Annotated in this window: 20 protein-coding genes and 1 pseudogene; 9 read left to right on the forward strand and 12 right to left on the reverse strand. The window is 57.9% G+C overall.

Going from position 1 to position 19,064, the window contains the following annotated elements; genetic code table 11:
* Positions 1-33 precede the first annotated feature (33 nt).
* The 9 genes from ACW5W8_RS07490 (at position 34) to ACW5W8_RS07530 (ending at position 8,030) form a co-directional block, all read left to right on the forward strand.
* Entirely contained in the window at positions 34-339 is a 306-nt protein-coding gene (locus tag ACW5W8_RS07490) for a PTS fructose transporter subunit IIB (protein WP_005334611.1), read from the forward strand.
* Positions 339-1,106 carry a PTS sugar transporter subunit IIA gene (locus ACW5W8_RS07495; RefSeq protein ID WP_498627156.1) on the forward strand — a complete coding sequence of 256 codons (768 nt, stop codon included), beginning with the start codon at positions 339-341 and terminating at the stop codon, positions 1,104-1,106. The genes ACW5W8_RS07490 and ACW5W8_RS07495 overlap by 1 nt, the downstream gene beginning before the upstream one ends.
* Positions 1,107-1,210: 104 nt before the next feature.
* A complete protein-coding gene (locus ACW5W8_RS07500) occupies positions 1,211-2,131 on the forward strand; it encodes a pseudouridine synthase (RefSeq protein WP_498627157.1) in 921 nt (306 codons plus the stop codon).
* A complete protein-coding gene (locus ACW5W8_RS07505; protein ID WP_042082454.1) occupies positions 2,131-2,622 on the forward strand; it encodes an NUDIX hydrolase in 492 nt (163 codons plus the stop codon). Before ACW5W8_RS07500 ends, ACW5W8_RS07505 begins: the two co-directional genes overlap by 1 nt.
* A gap of 303 nt (positions 2,623-2,925) precedes the next feature.
* Positions 2,926-4,032 carry a tRNA 2-thiouridine(34) synthase MnmA gene (gene mnmA / locus ACW5W8_RS07510; RefSeq protein WP_498627159.1) on the forward strand — a complete coding sequence of 369 codons (1,107 nt, stop codon included), beginning with the start codon at positions 2,926-2,928 and terminating at the stop codon, positions 4,030-4,032.
* A 23-nt stretch (positions 4,033-4,055) separates the two neighbouring features.
* On the forward strand, positions 4,056-4,670 hold the full coding sequence (gene hflD, locus ACW5W8_RS07515) for a high frequency lysogenization protein HflD (RefSeq protein ID WP_139734960.1): 615 nt from the start codon (positions 4,056-4,058) through the stop codon (positions 4,668-4,670).
* A 122-nt stretch (positions 4,671-4,792) separates the two neighbouring features.
* Entirely contained in the window at positions 4,793-6,163 is a 1,371-nt protein-coding gene (gene purB / locus ACW5W8_RS07520; RefSeq protein ID WP_005334624.1) for an adenylosuccinate lyase, read from the forward strand.
* Between the two features lie 139 nt (positions 6,164-6,302).
* On the forward strand, positions 6,303-7,433 hold the full coding sequence (locus tag ACW5W8_RS07525) for a ribosomal protein uL16 3-hydroxylase (RefSeq protein WP_005353621.1): 1,131 nt from the start codon (positions 6,303-6,305) through the stop codon (positions 7,431-7,433).
* A gap of 183 nt (positions 7,434-7,616) precedes the next feature.
* Positions 7,617-8,030, forward strand: a complete 414-nt coding sequence (locus ACW5W8_RS07530) for a hypothetical protein (RefSeq protein ID WP_201902708.1) — start codon at positions 7,617-7,619, stop codon at positions 8,028-8,030.
* 96 nt (positions 8,031-8,126) lie between these two features.
* Here ACW5W8_RS07530 and ACW5W8_RS07535 read toward each other — a convergent pair whose 3' ends face one another.
* The 12 genes and pseudogenes from ACW5W8_RS07535 to ACW5W8_RS07590 all read right to left on the reverse strand — a co-directional run bounded on the left by ACW5W8_RS07535 (position 8,127) and on the right by ACW5W8_RS07590 (position 19,021).
* A complete protein-coding gene (locus ACW5W8_RS07535; protein WP_106842715.1) occupies positions 8,127-8,666 on the reverse strand; it encodes a GNAT family N-acetyltransferase in 540 nt (179 codons plus the stop codon).
* Positions 8,667-8,672: 6 nt separating this feature from the next.
* Positions 8,673-10,313 carry a GNAT family N-acetyltransferase gene (locus ACW5W8_RS07540; protein WP_498627160.1) on the reverse strand — a complete coding sequence of 547 codons (1,641 nt, stop codon included), beginning with the start codon at positions 10,311-10,313 and terminating at the stop codon, positions 8,673-8,675.
* Positions 10,313-10,927, reverse strand: a complete 615-nt coding sequence (locus tag ACW5W8_RS07545) for a glutathione S-transferase family protein (protein ID WP_498627161.1) — start codon at positions 10,925-10,927, stop codon at positions 10,313-10,315. Before ACW5W8_RS07545 ends, ACW5W8_RS07540 begins: the two co-directional genes overlap by 1 nt.
* 36 nt (positions 10,928-10,963) lie before the next feature.
* A complete protein-coding gene (gene pdxH, locus ACW5W8_RS07550) occupies positions 10,964-11,602 on the reverse strand; it encodes a pyridoxamine 5'-phosphate oxidase (protein WP_019444749.1) in 639 nt (212 codons plus the stop codon).
* Positions 11,603-11,778: 176 nt separating this feature from the next.
* Positions 11,779-13,146: a reprolysin-like metallopeptidase gene (locus ACW5W8_RS07555; RefSeq protein ID WP_498627162.1), complete on the reverse strand. Its 1,368-nt coding sequence runs from the start codon at positions 13,144-13,146 to the stop codon at positions 11,779-11,781.
* Complete coding sequence (locus tag ACW5W8_RS07560) at positions 13,100-13,333, reverse strand: reprolysin-like metallopeptidase (protein WP_498627173.1); 234 nt, start codon at positions 13,331-13,333, stop codon at positions 13,100-13,102. Before ACW5W8_RS07560 ends, ACW5W8_RS07555 begins: the two co-directional genes overlap by 47 nt.
* Positions 13,334-13,398: 65 nt before the next feature.
* Entirely contained in the window at positions 13,399-13,905 is a 507-nt protein-coding gene (locus ACW5W8_RS07565; RefSeq protein ID WP_482304133.1) for a hypothetical protein, read from the reverse strand.
* A gap of 305 nt (positions 13,906-14,210) precedes the next feature.
* Positions 14,211-14,486, reverse strand: a complete 276-nt coding sequence (locus ACW5W8_RS07570) for a hypothetical protein (protein ID WP_498627163.1) — start codon at positions 14,484-14,486, stop codon at positions 14,211-14,213.
* A 41-nt stretch (positions 14,487-14,527) separates the two neighbouring features.
* Entirely contained in the window at positions 14,528-16,471 is a 1,944-nt protein-coding gene (locus ACW5W8_RS07575) for a reprolysin-like metallopeptidase (RefSeq protein ID WP_498627165.1), read from the reverse strand.
* A 45-nt stretch (positions 16,472-16,516) separates the two neighbouring features.
* Complete coding sequence (locus tag ACW5W8_RS07580) at positions 16,517-16,702, reverse strand: hypothetical protein (protein ID WP_019444745.1); 186 nt, start codon at positions 16,700-16,702, stop codon at positions 16,517-16,519.
* Between the two features lie 21 nt (positions 16,703-16,723).
* Entirely contained in the window at positions 16,724-17,053 is a 330-nt protein-coding gene (locus tag ACW5W8_RS07585; protein ID WP_127006703.1) for a hypothetical protein, read from the reverse strand.
* A pseudogene (locus ACW5W8_RS07590) lies at positions 17,050-19,021 on the reverse strand (reprolysin-like metallopeptidase). The gene ACW5W8_RS07585 and the pseudogene ACW5W8_RS07590 overlap by 4 nt, the downstream one beginning before the upstream one ends.
* Between the last annotated feature and the right edge of the window lie 43 nt (positions 19,022-19,064).

Here is a 19,064-nt window from a genome sequence, read left to right on the forward strand (position 1 = left end):
GTTGCTCCCCCTTGTCAGCATCACAGAGAGCAGATGAAGATCGTCGCCGTCACCGCTTGCCCGACCGGTATTGCCCATACCTATATGGCTGCCGATGCCCTGCAAAAAGCCGCCACTGGGCTGGGACTCAAGATCAAGGTCGAGACTCAGGGCGCCATGGGCATGGAAAACATGCTGACCGCCCGCGATATTGCCAGCGCCGACCTGGTGCTGATTGCCTCCGATATCGAGATCGAGCAGAAAGAGCGCTTCCTCGGCTGCACCATCCATCAGGTGAGACTGGAAACTGTGTTGCTGGATGCCAACGCCGTACTCAAGGCCCTGCCGATCCCGGCCTGATGCTGACCCGCGAAATCACCTTCTACTGCCAGCAGGGGTTGAGCATCACCCAGGCCAAGCAGTTGAACCGGCTGGCGGGGATGTTCAAATCCACCATCCGCTGCACCAACCTCACCCGGCGTCAGACCGTTGCCGCCAGCAACCAGCTCTCCCTGTTGACCCTCGCCACCCAGCCCGGCGATCTCTGCCAGTTGCAGATTGAAGGGTGCGATGCCGAGCTCGCCCACATGGCCTTCACCTGCTGGTGCGGGGAGCTGGGTCAACCGCTGGTGCGCTCGCGCACCGCCGCGCTGGCGGAGTTGCGACTGGCCAACGCCCTGCCCGACTACCATTTTGCCCTGCGCCAGCTGGCCCACAGCCCCGAACCGCTGACCAAAGCCGAGGCCCTCGAGCATCTGATCGATCTGCTGCCCGCCGAGCTGATCACCGACCGCGCCACACTGACCGCCGCGGTGGAGCGGCGCGAGCAGGTCTCGGCCACCATCATCCGCCCCGGCCTTGCCATGCCCCATGTATTGAGCGAAGGGATCAGCCAGCCAGCGCTGGCCCTGCTTAGCTGCAAGGAGCCCATCGAGTGGGGCTCTCAAATCGGGCCGGTGCAGACCATTATTCTGCTGGCGGTGCCGGTTGGCAGCGGACGGGAGACCCTGCGCCCCCTTACCCGACTGGCGCAAGCGATGATCGACGATGTGGTCAGCCACGCCCTGCTGTTGGCGGGCTCGCCCCCCGCCCGTCAGGCTATCGTGATCGAGAGCCTGCTGAGCTAGGCGAATTGGCTCTGGGCGCTGCTTGCTGTAACGCCAGCCATTCATCCTGCCCTCAGCACCCTGTGGTACACTCGCTGCCATCGTCTGTCTGAAGTGTGTATCCGATGAAATCTCCCCGCTCCCGTCTCTCTGTCAGCCGCGCGCCGCGCGATAACGCCCCGCGCACGGCGGCCAAACCAGCCGCACCCCGCCATGCATCCCCCCGCAAACCGGAGCTGGTTCCCGAGGAGCGCAAATTGCTCCTGCTGAACAAGCCCTATATGGTGCTCTGCCAGTTCACCGACGAGGCGGGCCGCGAGACCCTCAAGGATTACATCAAAGAGCCCGGCATCTATGCCGCAGGGCGGCTCGATCGCGACAGCGAGGGGCTGCTGCTCACCAACGATGGCAAGCTGCAGGCGCGCCTCACCCAGCCGGGGGAGAAGACCCCCAAGACCTACTGGGTGCAGGTGGAAGGGATCCCGAGCGAAGAGAAACTGGCCGCCCTGCGCGCCGGCGTGGAGCTCAACGACGGCATGACCCTGCCCGCCGGGGCGCGCATCATGGATGAACCTGCGGTGTGGCCGCGCAATCCGCCCATTCGCGAGCGCAAGGAGATCCCCACTAGCTGGCTGGAGATCAAGATTATCGAGGGGCGCAACCGGCAGGTGCGGCGGATGACCGCCCATATCGGCCACCCCACCCTGCGCCTTATTCGCTACGCCATCGGTAACTGGACCCTCGATGGTCTGGCCCCCGGCGAGAGCCGCAGCCTGCCTGCCCCCGAGCTGGCGCCGCTCTCCACCGGCCGCCCGCGACCCTCCTCATCTCGTTCAGGCGCTCATACCGCCAAACCGGCCAAACCGGCAGGGGAGGCACCACGGCGGGCCAGCCAGCCGAGACGGGACGAGCGTCCCCGCAGCACTCACCCAACCGAGCGTTCAACTTCAAACCCGACCGGCGGCAAACCCCGCAGCAGTGGTCGAGGAACGGCACGCAGACCGGCCCGAGCGGGCAATCCCGATAGCAACGACAAGGAGTCATGATGAGCAATCAGGCAGAGCAATCGACCACCAGCCACGCCCGTATGGAGGCGCGCCTGACGGTCGCCGCCCTGGTCCAGTGGCAGGGGCGCTTTCTGGTGGTGGAAGAGGAGATAAAAGGCCAGCGCCGTTTCAACCAACCCGCCGGCCATGTGGAGCCGGGGGAAAACCTGCTTGAAGCGGCTTGCCGTGAGCTGAAAGAGGAGACGGGTCTGACCGCCACGCCAACCGCCTGGCTTGGTACCTATCTGTTCAAACCAGCCGACAGCGAGGCCACCTATGTGCGCACCGCCATCATCTTCGACCTTGAAAAAGCGCCGGGTCAGCACCATCCAGAGGATCCTGACGGCGATGTGCTGGCTTGCCACTGGCTCACTCTGGAAGAAATAGCGGAATGTAAACCGGCCCTGAGAAGCCCCTTGGTATGGCAGTGCATTCAGGATTATCTGGCGGGGACACGGCTGCCACTCTCGGCCCTCAAGGCCTTTATTTGAGAACCAGCCCACGCTCTTACTGCGAGGCCGTGATCAAGGCTCATGTGCTGCTCGGAATCCTCACGTATATATATACGCTCCGGTTCCTGCGCTGCTCTTTACCTTGCTGACGGCCTCTCGTGATAGATCGTGAACAGGCTATCCGATACCGTTTGGCACCATTTTTTCATCATGGTGCTGACAAACAGAAAAACGATTTCCTGCTATCAGGCTCCTGATGGGAACTGCGGCATGGATATGTGACCGGGGGCGCAAAACTCTGGTAGAATACGCCCCGTTTAAACGAACTGGTAACTTCGACTAATGACAGACAACAGCCAAATCAAGGTGATCGTCGGCATGTCCGGCGGCGTGGATTCTTCCGTCTCGGCCTACCTGCTCCAGCAGCAGGGCTATCAGGTCGAAGGCTTGTTCATGAAGAACTGGGAAGAAGACGACACGGACGAGTACTGCTCTGCCGCCCAGGATTTGGCTGATGCCAAGGCCGTCTGCGACAAGCTGGGGATGAAACTCCACACCATCAACTTCGCGGCAGAGTACTGGGACAATGTGTTCGAGCACTTCCTCGAAGAGTACAAGGCTGGCCGCACGCCGAACCCGGATATCCTGTGCAACAAGGAGATCAAGTTCAAGGCGTTCCTCGAATTTGCCGCCGAAGAGCTGGGTGCCACCTACATCGCCACCGGCCACTATGTGCGCCGTGACGACAGCACAGGCCGCCCGCGCCTGCTGCGCGGTCTCGATACCAACAAGGATCAGAGCTACTTCCTCTACACCCTGAGCGAGAAGCAAGTGGGTCAGAGCCTGTTCCCGGTTGGCGATCTGGAGAAGCCGGAGGTGCGCCGCATCGCCGAGCAGCTGGATCTCATTACCGCCAAGAAGAAAGACTCCACCGGTATCTGCTTTATCGGCGAGCGCAAGTTCAAGGACTTCCTGGCCAAGTTCCTGCCCGCCCAGCCCGGTAAAATCGAGACCGTGGATGGCAAGGTGATCGGCGAGCATCAGGGTCTGATGTATCACACCCTGGGCCAGCGCAAGGGGCTCGGCATCGGTGGTCGCAAAGATACCACCGAAGAGGCCTGGTATGTGGTCGACAAAGAGGTCGAGCGCAACGTGCTGGTCGTGGCGCAGGGCGAACATCCCCGCCTCTACTCCGATGGCCTGATTGCCAGCCAGTTGCACTGGGTGGATCGCACTCCGATCCGCGAGCCGCGTCGCTGCACCGTCAAGACCCGCTACCGCCAGCAGGATATCCCCTGCCTGATCCAGCCCATCGACGACGAGACCATCCGGGTCATCTTCGACGAGAAGCAGGCTGCAGTGACCCCGGGCCAGTCCGCCGTCTTCTACGACGGGGAAGTGTGTCTGGGCGGCGGTATCATCGAACAACGTTTCAGCCATCCGGTTTGAATCCTTAACAGAAGGCAGCAGACGTGAGCGATAAATTCCAAGACAGAACCATGGCCTTTGCCGGCATCTGCCAGGCCGCGTATCTGGTGCAGAAGGTGGCCCGAGACGGCAGCTGTGACGAGGCCGCCCTGCGCGAGAGCCTCTCCAGCATTCTGGTGACCAACCCGAGCCAGCCGCTCGAGGTGTTCAACAACACCCATCTGGCCATTCGCGACGGCTACCGCGCGCTGGTCGAGCAGCTGGGTGCCGACGGCAGCCAGAAGAATGCCGAGCTGACCCGTTACGTGGTAAGCCTGATTGCGCTGGAGCGCAAGCTGGCCAAGCGCAAGGACATTCTCAATATGCTGGGTGAGCGGATCGGCCAGATTGGCCGCCAGCAACAGCATTTCGATCTGCTCGACGAGCAGATCCTGGCCAACATGGCGAGCATCTACAGCGACCTTATCAGCCCCATCGGGCCGCGCATTCAGGTGGCCGGCACCCCGCTGTTCCTGCAGCAGCCGCTGGTGCAGCACAAGGTGCGCGCCCTGCTGCTGGCAGGCATCCGCGCCGTGGTGCTGTGGCGCCAGCTCGGTGGCAGCCGCACCCAGATCATCTTCGCTCGCAAGAAGATGGTGGAGCTGGCCAAACGTTACTAATCATTGGCTTGCGCGCAGGCAGAGGGAGGACAAGGTGAACAGCCGCACATCAGCCTTGATACACCCCGACCGGCGCGCAAGTGAATACGGATCCCCCACACCAATCATCAGGAGTTCACCCCATGGAGCTGTCCGCGCTGACTGCTGTTTCCCCGATTGACGGTCGTTATGGCGACAAGGCCGATGCCCTGCGCCCTATCTTCTCCGAATTCGGCCTGCTGCGTTTTCGCGTTGAAGTCGAGGTTCGCTGGTTGCAGAAACTGGCCAGCCACGCCGGGATCCCGGAAGTCCCTGCCCTGAGCGCGGCCGCGAATGCCCTGCTCGACGGCATCGTCAGCAACTTCAACGAGAGCGACGCCGCCCGCATCAAACAGATCGAGCGCACCACCAACCATGATGTGAAAGCGGTGGAGTACTTCCTCAAAGAGAAAGTCGAAGTGAACCCGGAGCTGGCGGCTGTCAGCGAGTTCATCCACTTCGCCTGCACCTCGGAAGACATCAACAACAACTCCCACGGTCTGATGCTGAAAACTGCCCGCGAAGAGGTCATCAAGCCTTATTGCGAAAAGCTGATCAGCGAGCTCAAGCGTCTGGCTCACGAGTATCGTGACATGCCGCTGCTCTCCCGCACCCACGGTCAGCCGGCCACCCCGAGCACCATGGGCAAGGAGATGGCCAACGTCGCCTACCGTCTTGAGCGCCAGTTCAAGCAGATCATGGCGGTGGAGATCCTCGGCAAGATCAACGGTGCGGTCGGCAACTACAACGCCCACCTCAGCGCCTACCCGGATGTGGACTGGCACCAGTTCTCCGAGGAGTTTGTTACCTCCTTGGGCCTGACCTGGAACCCCTACACCACCCAGATCGAGCCGCACGACTATATCGCCGAGCTGTTCGACGCCATGGCCCGCTTCAACACCATCCTGATCGACTTCGACCGCGATGTGTGGGGTTACATCTCCCTGGGTCACTTCAAGCAGCGCACCATCGCGGGGGAAATCGGCTCCTCCACCATGCCGCACAAGGTCAACCCCATCGACTTCGAGAACTCCGAAGGCAATCTGGGTCTGGCCAACGCCGTGTTCCAGCATCTGGCGAGCAAGCTGCCTATCTCCCGCTGGCAGCGTGATCTGACCGACTCTACCGTGCTGCGCAACCTGGGTGTGGCAGTGGGTTACTCCCTGATTGCCTATCAGGCGACCCTGAAGGGCATCTCCAAGCTGGAAGCCAACGATGCCGCCATGGCCGCCGATCTGGATGCGAACTGGGAAGTGCTGGCCGAGCCGATCCAGACCGTGATGCGCCGCTACGGTATCGAGAAGCCCTACGAGAAGCTCAAGGAGCTGACCCGTGGTCGCCGCGTCGATGCCGAAGGGATGCGTACCTTTATCGACACCCTGGAGTTGCCGGAAGCGGTCAAGGTCGAGCTGAAGAAGCTGACCCCGGCCAACTACATCGGTGACGCCCAGCGTCTGGTTGATCTGCTGAAGTAAGCCAACCGGTTGTGACGAAGGGGCCCTGTGCACGATACGCCACAGGGCCCCTGTTATTTTCCCTGCCACGGCAGGATCCCGAGTGGCTTTTCCCAAGCCCGCCTTGGGCAAAACCTCTTTGCGAGACACGAGAAACAGCATGTACGAACTCAATCTGGATATCGCTCACTTCCTTGAGCACTACTGGCAGAAGCGCCCGCTCCTTATCAAGGGTGGCTTCAAGGACTTTCAGGATCCCATCAGCCCGGATGAGCTGGCGGGTCTGGCCATGGAAGAGGTGGTCGAGTCCCGCCTCGTCACCCGTTTCGACGGCAAGTGGGATGCTGCCCACGGCCCCTTCGAATCCTACGACCATCTGGGCGAAGAGAACTGGACCATTCTGGTACAGGCTTGCAACCACTGGGCCCCCGAGGTGAACGAGCTGGCCGTGCCGTTCCAGTTCATTCCGGGCTGGCGCTTTGACGATGTGATGGTGAGCTTCTCCACCCCCCATGCGGGTGTCGGCCCCCACATCGACAACTACGACGTGTTCATCACCCAGGGTCTGGGCAAACGCCACTGGCGGGTTGGCGATGCCAAGCCGCTCAACGAGTTTGCCGCCCACGCCGCACTGCTGCACTGCGAGCCGTTCGAGGCGATCATCGACGTCATCATGGAGCCGGGCGACATCCTCTACATTCCGCCCGGATTCCCCCACGAAGGCTACGCCATCGAACCTTCCATGAACTTCTCGGTGGGTTTCCGAGCGCCGGATGCCAAGGCGCTTATCTCCTCCTTTGCCGATCACCTGATCGACAACGAGGTGCGTACCGAGCGTTACGGCGATGCCGATCTCAAGCCCCGCGCCCGTCACGGCGAGATCCAGCCCCACGAGCTGCACCGTCTGCGCGAGCTGATGCAGCAGGCCCTTGATGACGAGACCCTGTTCAAGGAGTGGTTCGGCACCATGATCTCCGAGGCCAAACACGATCTGGACGTCAATCCGGTCGAGCCGGACTATAGCGCCGAGGAGGTTGCCGACCTGCTGACCCAGGGCGAGCCCGCCATCAAGGTACCAGGCCTGCGCACCGTCTGGTTTAGCGGCGAGAGCCAGCAGTGCTTCATCGATGGCGAAGCCTGGACCCTGCAGAGCGAAGACGCGGCAGCCATTTCGCTCTTGTGTGACAAGGACATCATCACTCAGGCCGATATGGTGGAGCTGGCCGATCAGGCTGGTTTCCTGCAACTGCTGACCCGTCTGGTCAACCGTGGTTACTGGTTCTTTAACTGATCCGGCAGTAACCGAAGAATAAAAAGGCGCCTTATGGCGCCTTTTTTGTCACTCAGAGGCGGTTCAATTAACAATCGATGCGCGAAGCTGAACCCACTCTTGATGAACCGACAGGTGGTGATTTATTGAACTAAAATGGATGGGTATCATGCGTCCGTCCCTGTTCACAAGAGAAGCGCCACCATGCAAATCACCTCCCGGCCCATGCCGCTGCCCGATTACGGCAAATATCCCTCCTCTCCCGCTGTCACACCCGAGCAGGTCAGTCAGGCCCGTAACGAAGCACTGGCCAAGAAGGATGACTTGCAGGCACAGAGCGAAGAGAGAGCAACGGCTCGCAGAACCATGGCGGTCTCTTATACGGCTAACCAGCAAGATAAAGCCGTGGTGGAGCGCTACCTGGAGGCCAGCGGTCAGGAGAGCGACAGCAAGTCGGGCCCGAGCACGGCTGATATGTATCAGGCTGCGACTCGCTACCAGCGCCAGCAGAATCTCAGCGACTACATGCAATTCCAGCAGAGCCCGCTCGCCCAGCAGATGGGTGACATGGTGGGCGAAGATAATCGCAAGGGCACCCAGCTCGACATCATTGCCTGAGCCAATTTGCTCGAATTAGCCCGGCAGGGATCAATACAAGATGAAAAAGCCCTCAATGAGGGCTTTTTCGCTATGGCTTGTCGCTGCGACGTCTCGCTATAAATGGGACTCTTCTATCAGTGCGTCCGGCAGCTCGTCGGGGAGTTCATCAAACAGGGGGTGATAGAGCACCTCACCCTGCACACCCGCAAAACCGCGCTCCTGTAGCTCCATCGCCATAAAGCAGTCGGCAGGCACCTCATAGATGCAGTGCAGGCCAAACTCGCTGGCCGGGCGGAAACCGAAACGGCTGTAATAGGCCGGATCCCCGAGTACAACCACCCCTTTCCAGTCCATCTCGAGCGCCGTATCAAGCCCTTCACGGATAAGATCCGAGCCAATCCCCTGGCCTTGCCAGTCGGGATGAACCGCGACCGGCGCCAGACCGAGCCAGGGCCCTTCCATGCCGTTAATGGTGATCGGGCTTAGCATCAGGTGCCCCATGAACTCGTACTCTTCCTCTTCGACCATGGTCACTACGGCAGCACCACATTCGCGCAGGCGGTTGACCAGTTCGGCCTCATCGGAACGACCGAAGGCGGCACTCAGCAGCTCATAAACCGGCAGCATGTCACCGGGGCGCTCGGTTCTCAACATCAGGTATTACTCCTCGTACAGCAGAGCGGGCATTATTCCACACAACGGCTGGTCATTCTGAGTACCTTTGTCCAAAAATGGGAGGGTGCACTCAGGAAAACGAGCGGCAAACTGCTGCTGCAAGGCGGTTAGCGTCGCCGGGGTGACCCTGTTCATCGCCTCGCGGTAGGCCAGCCAGAGGGCGGGAGCCTCCCGCGCCAACCGCTCAAAGGTCAGTTCGGGCGTTTGATGCCAACAGCCATCCAGCTCGTCGACCAGCTCCGGCAGCTCCACCAGCAGCCGTAACTGCTGATAGCGTATCTGCGGCGAGTCACCGTTGCCGCCCAGCGCCTGCGCAATCAATTGGTTGAACCAGTGGAGCCGTGATGCGCGCTCCTCGCGGCTGAGCAGATCGGGCCCTTGACGCTGCAGTGCGGCCAGTTGCAGCAACCACGCCAGCCCCTGTTCATCCCTCTCTTTCAGCAAGACGCCGCCAAGATGGGACAACTGCTCCGGTTCGGCCTGCTCCAGCAGATCGACGGGGTAACAGTGTAGCGCCAGCAACCTCTCAAGATGCGGCGGGCAGTGCAGAAAACAGGGCTTCTCCCCCGCGCCCCTCTCATCCACAAAGAGCGAAATGGCCAGCTTGCCGTTGGTACTCTGCCGATCCAACGTTACAGGATCGCGCAGGATCACCACGGCGATCCGCTCATCAGCAAGCCAGCAGGCAATCTCCTCGGCCAAGGGATTGGGTAAGGAGGGGGCGCGATCCAGTCGCCAGTAACTCACGTCACACGGCTGGCGACCACTGATATGGCGCCGCCCGCGATAGTGCATCCCCACTTTTGCCATCACCCGGCCGGAGGCTAAATTGTCTGGCATATGGCGAGCCGTCAGCGCAGGCAGTTGCAGTTGGTCAAAGGCGAACCCCTTGACCAAGCCAGCGGCCCGAGTAGCCAGACCGCGATTTTGCCAGGGCACGCCCACCCACCAGGCGAGCTCGCCATTCCAGTGCAGGGAGATCACCCCAAGCAACGCCGCACCTTGCTCCTCTGGCAAGGTGATGGCCCAGCTCCAGCCAAGGCCAAGCGCCGCCTTGCGCCAGCTGAGGGCCAGCCAGTCGTGGGCCCCCTCCGGCGGATAGGGATGAGGAATATTAAGGGTGTAGCGGGCCAGCGCCTCGTCGCTGCAGTAGCGCACGATCTCGCGATCATCGTCAGCCTGCAGTGGTCGCAGCTCGACGCCTGATAGCGGATGATCCTCAGCCAGAGTCGGCACCGTCACGCGACGCGCCAGCAGGCGATTGAGCACGGCGCCCAAATCGGCCTCGGGGGTGAGCGGCAAGTCAGCCCCCACAGGGCCAAGGGTGAGCAGTCCCTGCTCCCTGGCGAGGGTCAGCAGCGAGGTGGAGGCACTGATCAGGATCTGGCAGCTGGGATCAACATGAAAATCCGCCAGCAGATCCCCATCGAGCCAAGCAGCCAGTAGGGCCCCCGGGCAGAGCACACCGTCAGGAGGGCTGCTCGCCCAGGGTGCATCGGTTTGATCGAGGGCGGCCGCCGCCTCTTTGCCCAGTAGCAGCTGCCAGCGATGACCTTGCTGCTGCCAGTGCTGCAACAGCGCAGCCCACTGCGGTTGCCACAGACTGGCGTCGATCAGCAATTCCATCAGCTGGCCTGACAGGCCACTGGCAGCGTCAGATGGCGGGGATGGGCTTCGATACGGGCGATCCAGCTACGGATAGCAGGCCACCCCTGCAGGGAGAAGATCCCCTCCTCTGCCACGTGGGTGTAGGCATAAAGGGCGATATCGGCGATGGTCGGCGCATCACCGCACAGGTAGGGGCTCTGTTTCAGCTGCTGCTCCATTACCGCCAGCGCCTTCTCGCCACCGGCTTTCAGCCCGTCGAGACGAGCCTCCTGGGACTCGGGTCGGCCGAGATAGTGAACGATAAAGCGGGCCACCGCGATGTAGGGCTCATGGCTGTACTGCTCGAAGAACATCCATTTGAGCACCTCGGCCTGCTGACGCGGATCGGTTGGCCACAAGGCACTGCCTTGCGCCAGATAGAAGAGGATGGCGTTGGATTCCGCCAGTGCATCGCCTTGGCCAATCTCCAGCACCGGGATCTTGCCGTTGGGGTTCATGGCCAGAAATGCGGGGGTACGGGTATCCCCCGCCTGAATATCCATCTCTACCCACTCAAGGGACAGCTCTAGCCAGCGGGCCAGCAGCCACACCTTGTAACAGTTGCCGGAACGCAGATCACCATACAGACGCATACACACTCCTTGTGAAAACAGATTTGAACAGCGCGCTCAGGGAGCCAGACGCTCGATATGCCAGCCATCCCCGTCGCGGGTGTAGTAGAAGCGGTCGTGCAGCCGGTGCTCGCCCCCCTGCCAGAACTCCACCGTCTCGATCACCACTCTGAATCCGCCCCAGAAGCTCGGCAGCGGCACTTCGCCATTGGCAAACTTCTGCTTGAGCTCGAGGAACTTGGCCTCCAGCACGCCGCGGGCCGAGATGCGGGTCGACTGCTTGGAGACCCAGGCAGCGATCTGGCTATCCTTGGGACGGCTGTGGAAATACTTCATCACCTCGAAAGTGCTCATCTTCTCCACCCGACCGGTCACATGCACCTGTCTGTCCAGCGTGTGCCAGGGGAAGAGCAGGCTGATACGAGGATTGCCTTCCAGCTGCTGCGCCTTGCGGCTGCCCATGTTGGTGTAAAAAACCATCCCCTGGGCGTCATAGTGCTTGAGCAGCACGGTGCGCTGCCAGGGCTGACCATCGGCATCCACCGTCGCTACCACCATGGCGGTAGGATCGGTCAGTTTGGCCTCACAAGCCTGCGCCAACCACTTCTCGAACAGCGCCAGCGGCTCGGCCGGCAGATCGGCCCGGTGCAGCCCACCACGGGTATACTCACGGCGCAGATCAGCAACATCCATCATCTTGATTTTCCTTCAAATAAATAATGGTTCCACGACCATCAAGAGAGTGACGCAGGCATTGTGCGCTCGATAAAGCGACCTTGTAAACCATACAAAAAAAGCGAAGAGGCTAACGCCTCTTCGCTTGGTTTATCAATTTACCAAAGATGGGTAATCTCATCCTTGGGGTATCTGGTTTAGTAGCTCATGGTCTCACGACGACGCAGCAGCGCAGCGATACCAAGGCCCAGCAGCGCGAACAGACCGGTCGAACCGCCGCCACCACCGCCGCCATTGCTTTCAGGCTGGGGAGCTGGTGTATCACTGCTCTTGGTCGCCAGCTTTGGCGTAATGGCATAGAAGATATTGTCGCTACAGGCCAGCTTGAGGCGAACAGCGCTGCCAGCATTGGCCGGAATGGTTACCTCATGAGCGCCATTGTTGCTAACGCCATTGACCTGCGGCTGCCAACTCTTGCCTTCATCGTTGCTATAACTGATATCGACCCGCTGGCAGTTGATGCGGCCACCGTCGGTTCCAGCTACTTGCCAATTCACTGTGGTCGGGCTACCAACCAGAATACGCTGGTCAGGGGCTGGCAATATCTTGAAGGTTTGTGAACCTGTATCGACCACCTCGACCGAGGTCTCACCATAGGCACCACCGCCTTTGCCATCACGGGCGACCAGACGGAAGTTAAGGGTGCGCGGCACATTGACCCAAACATCACCTTTCTCAGCTTCCCCTTTTAACTGGGTGGCCAGCGAAGGAAAGTGGCGAACCGGGGATGTCGTCGGCGCGGCGTAACGATAAAGGGGACCGGTAGCAAGGAACCCGGAGCTCAATTGATGGCCACTCGTCGTTGCATCATCACTCAGGTCAACCTGCTCCCAAGTGTAAACAAGTGCATCACCATCAGGGTCACTGCCCTTACCACTCAGGCTAAATGCCACACCTTTAGGGATCACATGCACTGGCGGCACTTCGGTAATTTCCGGCTCCAAATTGTCCCCATTCTGTCTCGGAATAGAGGAGCCACAACGCGATGCGATAATCGGTGCAAGAATCGCGGCGTCCTTGATTTCGATCTCCCCTTTCTGCGCTTTGGCTTCTCTCGCGATGATATGCTGCAGCATCTGCTCAATCGACTTGCTATGAAAATAAGCCTCGCTGTTGAGATGTACGTTTTGCTCCCCCATCAAACCCGCATAACCCATTATGGAACTACCACTGCCTGGCTCCCATGCCATAGAGGGCTCTCTTTGTGTCCCATTTGCATTGTAGGTATGATTGGCGCCAAATTGATGGCCAATTTCATGCGCAACGAAGTCAATAAAAAATGCATCACCAACAGGATTTATATTTCCTGTAACAGCTTGAGACCTAGATGAATAAAAATATCCTATGTCATCACATAATGACCCAACTCTCGCCGAACCTGCATCTTTACCCGCGGTCAATACATGGCCAAGGTCGAAATAACCAATCTCTCTACTAATCAGTTTCTCTCTCTGAACTCTAGCATTTATAATGGGTATCTCTTGTTTCACCTGGATATCTGCCATTCACAAAAGGATCGTCAGCAAGATTTTCGAATATAATATTGTGATTTCCCTCTGCCAATACGAAACGAACACCCAAGTCCCTTTCATACACCTCATTTAAACGGTTAACCAATACAGCCAGTGAATCCAAGGCTTGCGCCTTGCCGCCAAAGAACTTGGTATATGCACCAGTGGTAGAGAATGCAATGCTGTACTGGGTAAGCGCTGCCTTGCTATAACTAGCCTCGTTACGAGCCGCTTCAGTATTATTTTCTAGATTTTTTTCAGCTCGGACTTGTCAATGATCTCATTGATATTCTTGCCACTCATTGAATGTGCATCTTTTTTGTAATAGACAGCGTAGGTACCGTTGCGCTGAATATCGACAAACACCTGCTCTCCAGCATGCATAAACATGCCGTTAAAACCGCGTGGAGAAATATTAAAGCGACCGGTATTGCTGGCGGTGCCCACTTCATGTCCTTTATAAGTCATGATATCTGGGTATTTTGCTGCCAGCGCAGGCGGTAATACGGAATAGGCTTCCAATTCATATTGCACCATCTTGCCATCAGGCAATGGTAGCGCAATCACGGTTTGGCCCAAGCGCAGATTTTCTAAAAAATCTGGTTCTACCTCAAAGATATTGTATGCGCGAGCCCTTACAGGTTCATCGGCCTGCTTGCTGCGTTTTTCGATCATATGCCATGGGGATGCCAGCGCGATATTGGCTGACATTGCGATGACAACTGAGATTGCATTTATTGTGAACTTCATCATTATTAATCACCTGACTGAACAGCCGGCGAGAATAACGTGACACAAATCACAATTCAACTTTTTCAATAAAAATTAAATTAATTTTATTTCATTTAAAATCATAAAGTTAGTGAGTTATAGTTTATAAACAGCTCATTTTGTTAGCATTTTCAGCAGTTCTTTTTAATAGAGTTAAAACTCCAAAAAAAGTATATGGGGGCTCATATGTGAGTCATCGAATCATTCCCCTGAGGCTATCACTATGTTTGGAATATTAGAGTTATAACTCCAATCATGCCGATTTACACGCCGTTGTTGAACAGCCACTACGGCCTTGAGATCGCCTCCGGCATGCACCCTTCCAGCATCTGTCGGTTATATCGGGTGGCATAGTCAATCCGCTGCTCAAACTCCGACTCCTTACCCATCTCAATCACATCACCGAACCCTTTCAGATAACGGACTCCGCACCGGGTTCTCGCTTCTGCTTGCAATGACTCCACAACCCCCGGGGCCATACCGCCTCGTCCGCCACGCACAATGAGCCGATAATCCTGAGCGGCAAGACTCTCCTCTATTGTCTCGGTCAGAGAGACGGCCACAACCAGCCCTGTGCATATATGCAAAAGCAGCAAACTGGCGACTAGCCGTAATATCTGCGCCATCCGGCTGCCCCTCCTATCAGGAGGATCACGATAAGACTCACAGCTCCACCGCCACCGCCACCACCCGCATTGTTGTCTGTAATGACAGTTGCACTTTCCGTAGTGGCAGACGCATTACCTCTTATCCCATTGATAGAGAAAAAAATATTATTGCTGCATGCCAGCTTCAGCCTGGCCGTGCTGGTCAACGGTGCAGGCAACACCACACTGGCCGAACCGTTATTGGCAAGCCCGCTTGCCAGCGTAGTCCAAGTAGAACCACCATTCTGTGTCAGTGCCAAATCCACGCTGGGACAATTGATAGGAGTCTGATCGGTCCCGGCAACATTCCATGTCACTAGCTGAGTGCTACCCGCCACCATGGCGCCGATCTGCGGAGCTGTGATGGCAAATGCCGCGCCGGTATTGATCACCTGAACCACCATTTCATCACTGCTCACCGCCCCCTGACCATCACGTACGGTAAGGCGGAACTGGAGATTGCGATTGGTCGCAGGCCACGCCTCTCCTTTGGCCAAGACACCCGATATCAGAGAGCTCATGGCGGGCAATGTTCTACGGGGATCCGATGTTGGTGAAACAAAGCGAAACAGCGGGCGGGTTCCATCATCCACCATGGTTGCCACGCTGTAGGATGCATTGCCAAGATCAACCTGCTCCCAGGTGTAACTGAGGGGATGACCATCCAGATCCAGCGCACTACCGACAAGAGTGAAAGGCGTATTGGCGGGGATCACCCTATCGCCCCCCGCATCCACAACCGGCGCGTTATTGGCAAGCGCCAGGTCGGTGCCGCAGGAGGGCAGAGAGGCCATCAGAGCCCGCATCTGCTCGATCGACTTGCTGTGAAAAAAAGGTGTGCTGTTAACCTGCAGATTCTCCTCACCACAGATCCCGGCATAGGCCATGATGGTCGAGCCACTGCCCGGTTCCCAAGCTGAGCTAGCCTTGCGACCTGTTGCACAACTGTCGGCCATGCCATTGAAGGAGTGCTCGGCCCCCAGCTGGTGCCCCAATTCGTGAGCCACATAATCAATAAAGAATGCATCACCGATAGGCTGTGAGCCTCCGGTCATGCCCCGTGAACGGCTGAAAGGGTTGCATAAAGATCTCAGGGTCGCCAGCAGATGGCCCAGATCAAAAGAAGGATTGAGCAACCCCCCCTGTTGGGTCTGGTTGATGGCGATATCCTGGGTCGAGTTGGTGAAAGGATCAGTCGCAGGATCGGTGAAAATCACATTATCCGTATCAGCTGCAAGCTGAAACTCGGCCCCCACATCACGGCGATAGACTTCATTGACCCGATTAAGCAGTGTTGCAATGGCCGAGAGTGCTGCAACCTTGGTACCACCGTGATACTGGGTATATTCCCCGGTTGCCGAGATGGCGATAGTGTAGCGCTTGCGCAAATTGCCATCGACAAGCACAGCTCGCTCACGCTCGATACCATGAGGATCAATCACCTGATCCACATCCTGTCGCCGCCAGGCATCTTGCTGTTCATAAACGGCATAAGAGAAACCGTCCTGAAGCGGATCGACATAAAAGGTACGCCCCTGATGGGTAAACATACCGTGAAAACCATGTATGGTGACATCAAATCGGCCTGTATCCGCCGCCCGATCGATAGCCTTCCCACTGTAAGTATTGATAGAAGGGTAGCGCTGGACCAAAGGCTCCGGGAGCAAGGCATTGGGATGAACATCAAACTGCACCGTAGTGCCATCCGGCAATGGCAAGGTCAATACACTGGCGAGATGCCCGGGTTCAAAAGGCTTGTCAGGAACCACCACTCTGACCTTTTCAGCTCGCACATCATAGATCCCTCCCCTTTCCAAGTTTTCATCCATGAAGGTCCACTGTGGTTCTGCTGCAACCTGAACAGACAAACTGGTGATAATCACCGCAATGCCATGCTTCATAGAGCCTCCTTGCCCTACCTTGGTGACAACAAGTATGGTGCAGCGTCAATTGACGATCTGCGTGACAGACAGAAAAGAAAATTCGCACAAAACTTCTGTCACGCTGAAAAATCGTGCTGCACCCGCGCTCCCCATCTCAGGCAATACAGACTGGCCCCATTCAACAACGGAAAAAGTGAAGGCGCCATTGGCGCCTTCACGGATAGATAGGGGGATGAATATCCCCTCCATTTGGATTGGTTCGTTGGTGTATTACTGCTTGCCAGCGCCCGATGCTATTGAGCAATGAATCACCATACGCTGGTTATACTCGCTGGCGTAAGCGCTCAACTTGGCATGTATCTCTTGCTGACCGGGCCTTATCACATCGCCCAATCCATCCAGATAACGCTTGCCACAGCGCGCCTTGGCCTCTGCCTGCTGCTCGGCTGCAATACCGGGGGCGAACTCTCCCCGCCCAGCTATCACTATCAGGCGGTAATCCTGCCTGGCGAGGTTTGCACTCAGCTCCTGTTCCAGCGTGCTGGCATCGGCCTGACAACCGCCGAGCATGACAAGCAGCAACAGAGGGACTCCCTTCATGTACGCCTCCGTTGCCAGCCGAGCAGCGCCAGAGCCAGCGTCCACAATCCGAGCGCCCCGCCGCCACCTGAAGTCGAGCCACCTTGCACCAGAGGCAATTTGAGGGGACTGATGGCAAAGAAGATATTGTCGCTGCATGCCACTTTCAGCCTGACGCTGCTGGTGAGATCGGCAGGCAACGTTACCGTTGCTGCGCCGTTATTGGGTTGTCCGGCGGCGAGCATTGTCCAGCTTACGCCCTCATCCTGGGTCACCGAGATATCCACCTTGCTGCAACTGATCGGCGCCACAGTTGTGCCCGCCACATCCCATGCCACTGCCTGACTGGCCCCCGGAGTGAGAGTCACCCCGTAAAACGGGTTGGTGATGCGAAATGCCGCACCGGTATTGATCACTTGCACTTTCATGTCATCACTGGCAACGCCACCCTGACCATCACGCACCGTCAGTCTGAAATTGAGATCCCGGTTGGTAGTCGGCCAGGCCTCTCCTTTGGCAAGCGTGCCGGAGAGCAGGGATGGCAAACTCGGCAGGATCCGCTCCGACGATGCCGTGGGAGAGACAAAACGAAACAGCGGCCGGGAGCCATCGTCAATCATGGTGGCGGCACTGCTCGATTCAGTACCCAGATCGATCTGCTCCCAGTTGTAGAGCAGAGAATCATTATCCAGATCTCCACCAGCCCCTTTTAACATAAAGGCCGTATTGGCAGGGATCACATAGTCCCCCCCTGCTGCTGCCTGCGGGGCATTATTGCTCAACGCGAGTGTGGTTCCACAAGTCGATACGGTCTCCATGTGCGCACGCATCTGCTCGATGGACTTGCTATGAAAATAGGGGTCGCTGTGAGTCTGGATATTCTCATCACCACAAATACCGGCATAGGCCATGATGGAGCTGCCACTACCTGGCTCATAGGCTTGATTGGCAACCCGGGTACCTGCACCGCAACTCCCGGTAGTGCCGTTGAAGGTATGATCGGCACCAAACTGGTGGCCAATTTCATGAGCCACATAGTCAACGAAGAAGGCATCTCCTACCGGTGTGGGTGAACCCGACATCCCGCCCGATTTATCGTTGGTACAAAGCACTGCCAAACCGGCCAGACCACCGCTACCGGTATTGAGTACATGGCCGATATCAAAGTTGCCAAGCTGCATATTGGTAAAGTAATAAGCCTGTACCCCGATATTGGTCTGCGCATCCGAATTATCATTGGCAAACAAGTCGCTGGCCGGATCGGTAAAGATCAGGTTGTCATTGCCACTGGCCAGCACGAATTCGGCGCCCACATCCCTTTGATAGACCTGATTGACGCGGTTGAGCAAGGTCGCAATCGCCGCCATGGTAAGCGCTTTGGAGCCACCGTGGTATTGGGTAAATTCTCCTGTCGCCGAAATGGCAATGACGTAGCGCTTGCGAACATTGCCATCCACTTGCACCTTGCGCACCAGTTTGCTGAGCTTGGGCCCTATCACCTCATCTGCAGCCTCTTCCAATCGACTATGGGCATCCTGCTGGTAATAGATGGCGTAACCTTCGGCATTGCGCAGCGGATCGACAAACACCAACCTGCCCTGATGGCTGAACATGGCGTGGAAACCTTGCGGCCCCAGATCGAAGCGTCCTGTCTCTATCGGATGCGCCAGGTTGTGCCCCTTGAAGGTGCGGATCTGCGGATACTTGGCGGCAAGATCTGCAGGCAGCAAGTCGTAGGCTTCCAGAGCAAAGGTGACCTCCCCCCCATCGGGCAGCGGCAGGGTCAGCTCACTCGCCCCGGCTTGCAGCCCGGCAAACAAAATAGTCGAGCGGCACCTTGGCCACCCGAAACTGATTGGCCCGCACCTCATAACCTTGCTCCGCCGTCGCTCTGGCGGCTACTGTGCTCCACTCGCTGGCCATCAGGCTGGTTGACCCCAACAAACTGGCCACCAACAAGGCCAACGAACACTTACTGGTCACATGCATCTTTGTCATCCTTGTAGTCATGCACTTTTTTGAACCATTACCG

Source organism: Aeromonas aquatilis (assembly GCF_054052405.1).

Bases quoted from the DNA above. Each gene is read 5' to 3' on its own strand.
- ACW5W8_RS07490 (WP_005334611.1), top strand. From the start codon at position 34: ATGAAGATCGTCGCCGTCACCGCTTGCCCGACCGGTATTGCCCATACC.
- ACW5W8_RS07495 (WP_498627156.1), top strand. From the start codon at position 339: ATGCTGACCCGCGAAATCACCTTCTACTGCCAGCAGGGGTTGAGCATC.
- ACW5W8_RS07500 (WP_498627157.1), top strand. From the start codon at position 1,211: ATGAAATCTCCCCGCTCCCGTCTCTCTGTCAGCCGCGCGCCGCGCGAT.
- ACW5W8_RS07505 (WP_042082454.1), top strand. From the start codon at position 2,131: ATGAGCAATCAGGCAGAGCAATCGACCACCAGCCACGCCCGTATGGAG.
- mnmA (WP_498627159.1), top strand. From the start codon at position 2,926: ATGACAGACAACAGCCAAATCAAGGTGATCGTCGGCATGTCCGGCGGC.
- purB (WP_005334624.1), top strand. From the start codon at position 4,793: ATGGAGCTGTCCGCGCTGACTGCTGTTTCCCCGATTGACGGTCGTTAT.
- ACW5W8_RS07525 (WP_005353621.1), top strand. From the start codon at position 6,303: ATGTACGAACTCAATCTGGATATCGCTCACTTCCTTGAGCACTACTGG.
- ACW5W8_RS07530 (WP_201902708.1), top strand. From the start codon at position 7,617: ATGCAAATCACCTCCCGGCCCATGCCGCTGCCCGATTACGGCAAATAT.
- ACW5W8_RS07535 (WP_106842715.1), bottom strand. From the start codon at position 8,666: ATGTTGAGAACCGAGCGCCCCGGTGACATGCTGCCGGTTTATGAGCTG.
- ACW5W8_RS07540 (WP_498627160.1), bottom strand. From the start codon at position 10,313: ATGGAATTGCTGATCGACGCCAGTCTGTGGCAACCGCAGTGGGCTGCG.
- ACW5W8_RS07545 (WP_498627161.1), bottom strand. From the start codon at position 10,927: ATGCGTCTGTATGGTGATCTGCGTTCCGGCAACTGTTACAAGGTGTGG.
- pdxH (WP_019444749.1), bottom strand. From the start codon at position 11,602: ATGATGGATGTTGCTGATCTGCGCCGTGAGTATACCCGTGGTGGGCTG.
- ACW5W8_RS07555 (WP_498627162.1), bottom strand. From the start codon at position 13,146: ATGGCAGATATCCAGGTGAAACAAGAGATACCCATTATAAATGCTAGA.
- ACW5W8_RS07565 (WP_482304133.1), bottom strand. From the start codon at position 13,905: ATGATGAAGTTCACAATAAATGCAATCTCAGTTGTCATCGCAATGTCA.
- ACW5W8_RS07575 (WP_498627165.1), bottom strand. From the start codon at position 16,471: ATGAAGCATGGCATTGCGGTGATTATCACCAGTTTGTCTGTTCAGGTT.
- ACW5W8_RS07580 (WP_019444745.1), bottom strand. From the start codon at position 16,702: ATGGAGGGGATATTCATCCCCCTATCTATCCGTGAAGGCGCCAATGGC.
- ACW5W8_RS07585 (WP_127006703.1), bottom strand. From the start codon at position 17,053: ATGAAGGGAGTCCCTCTGTTGCTGCTTGTCATGCTCGGCGGTTGTCAG.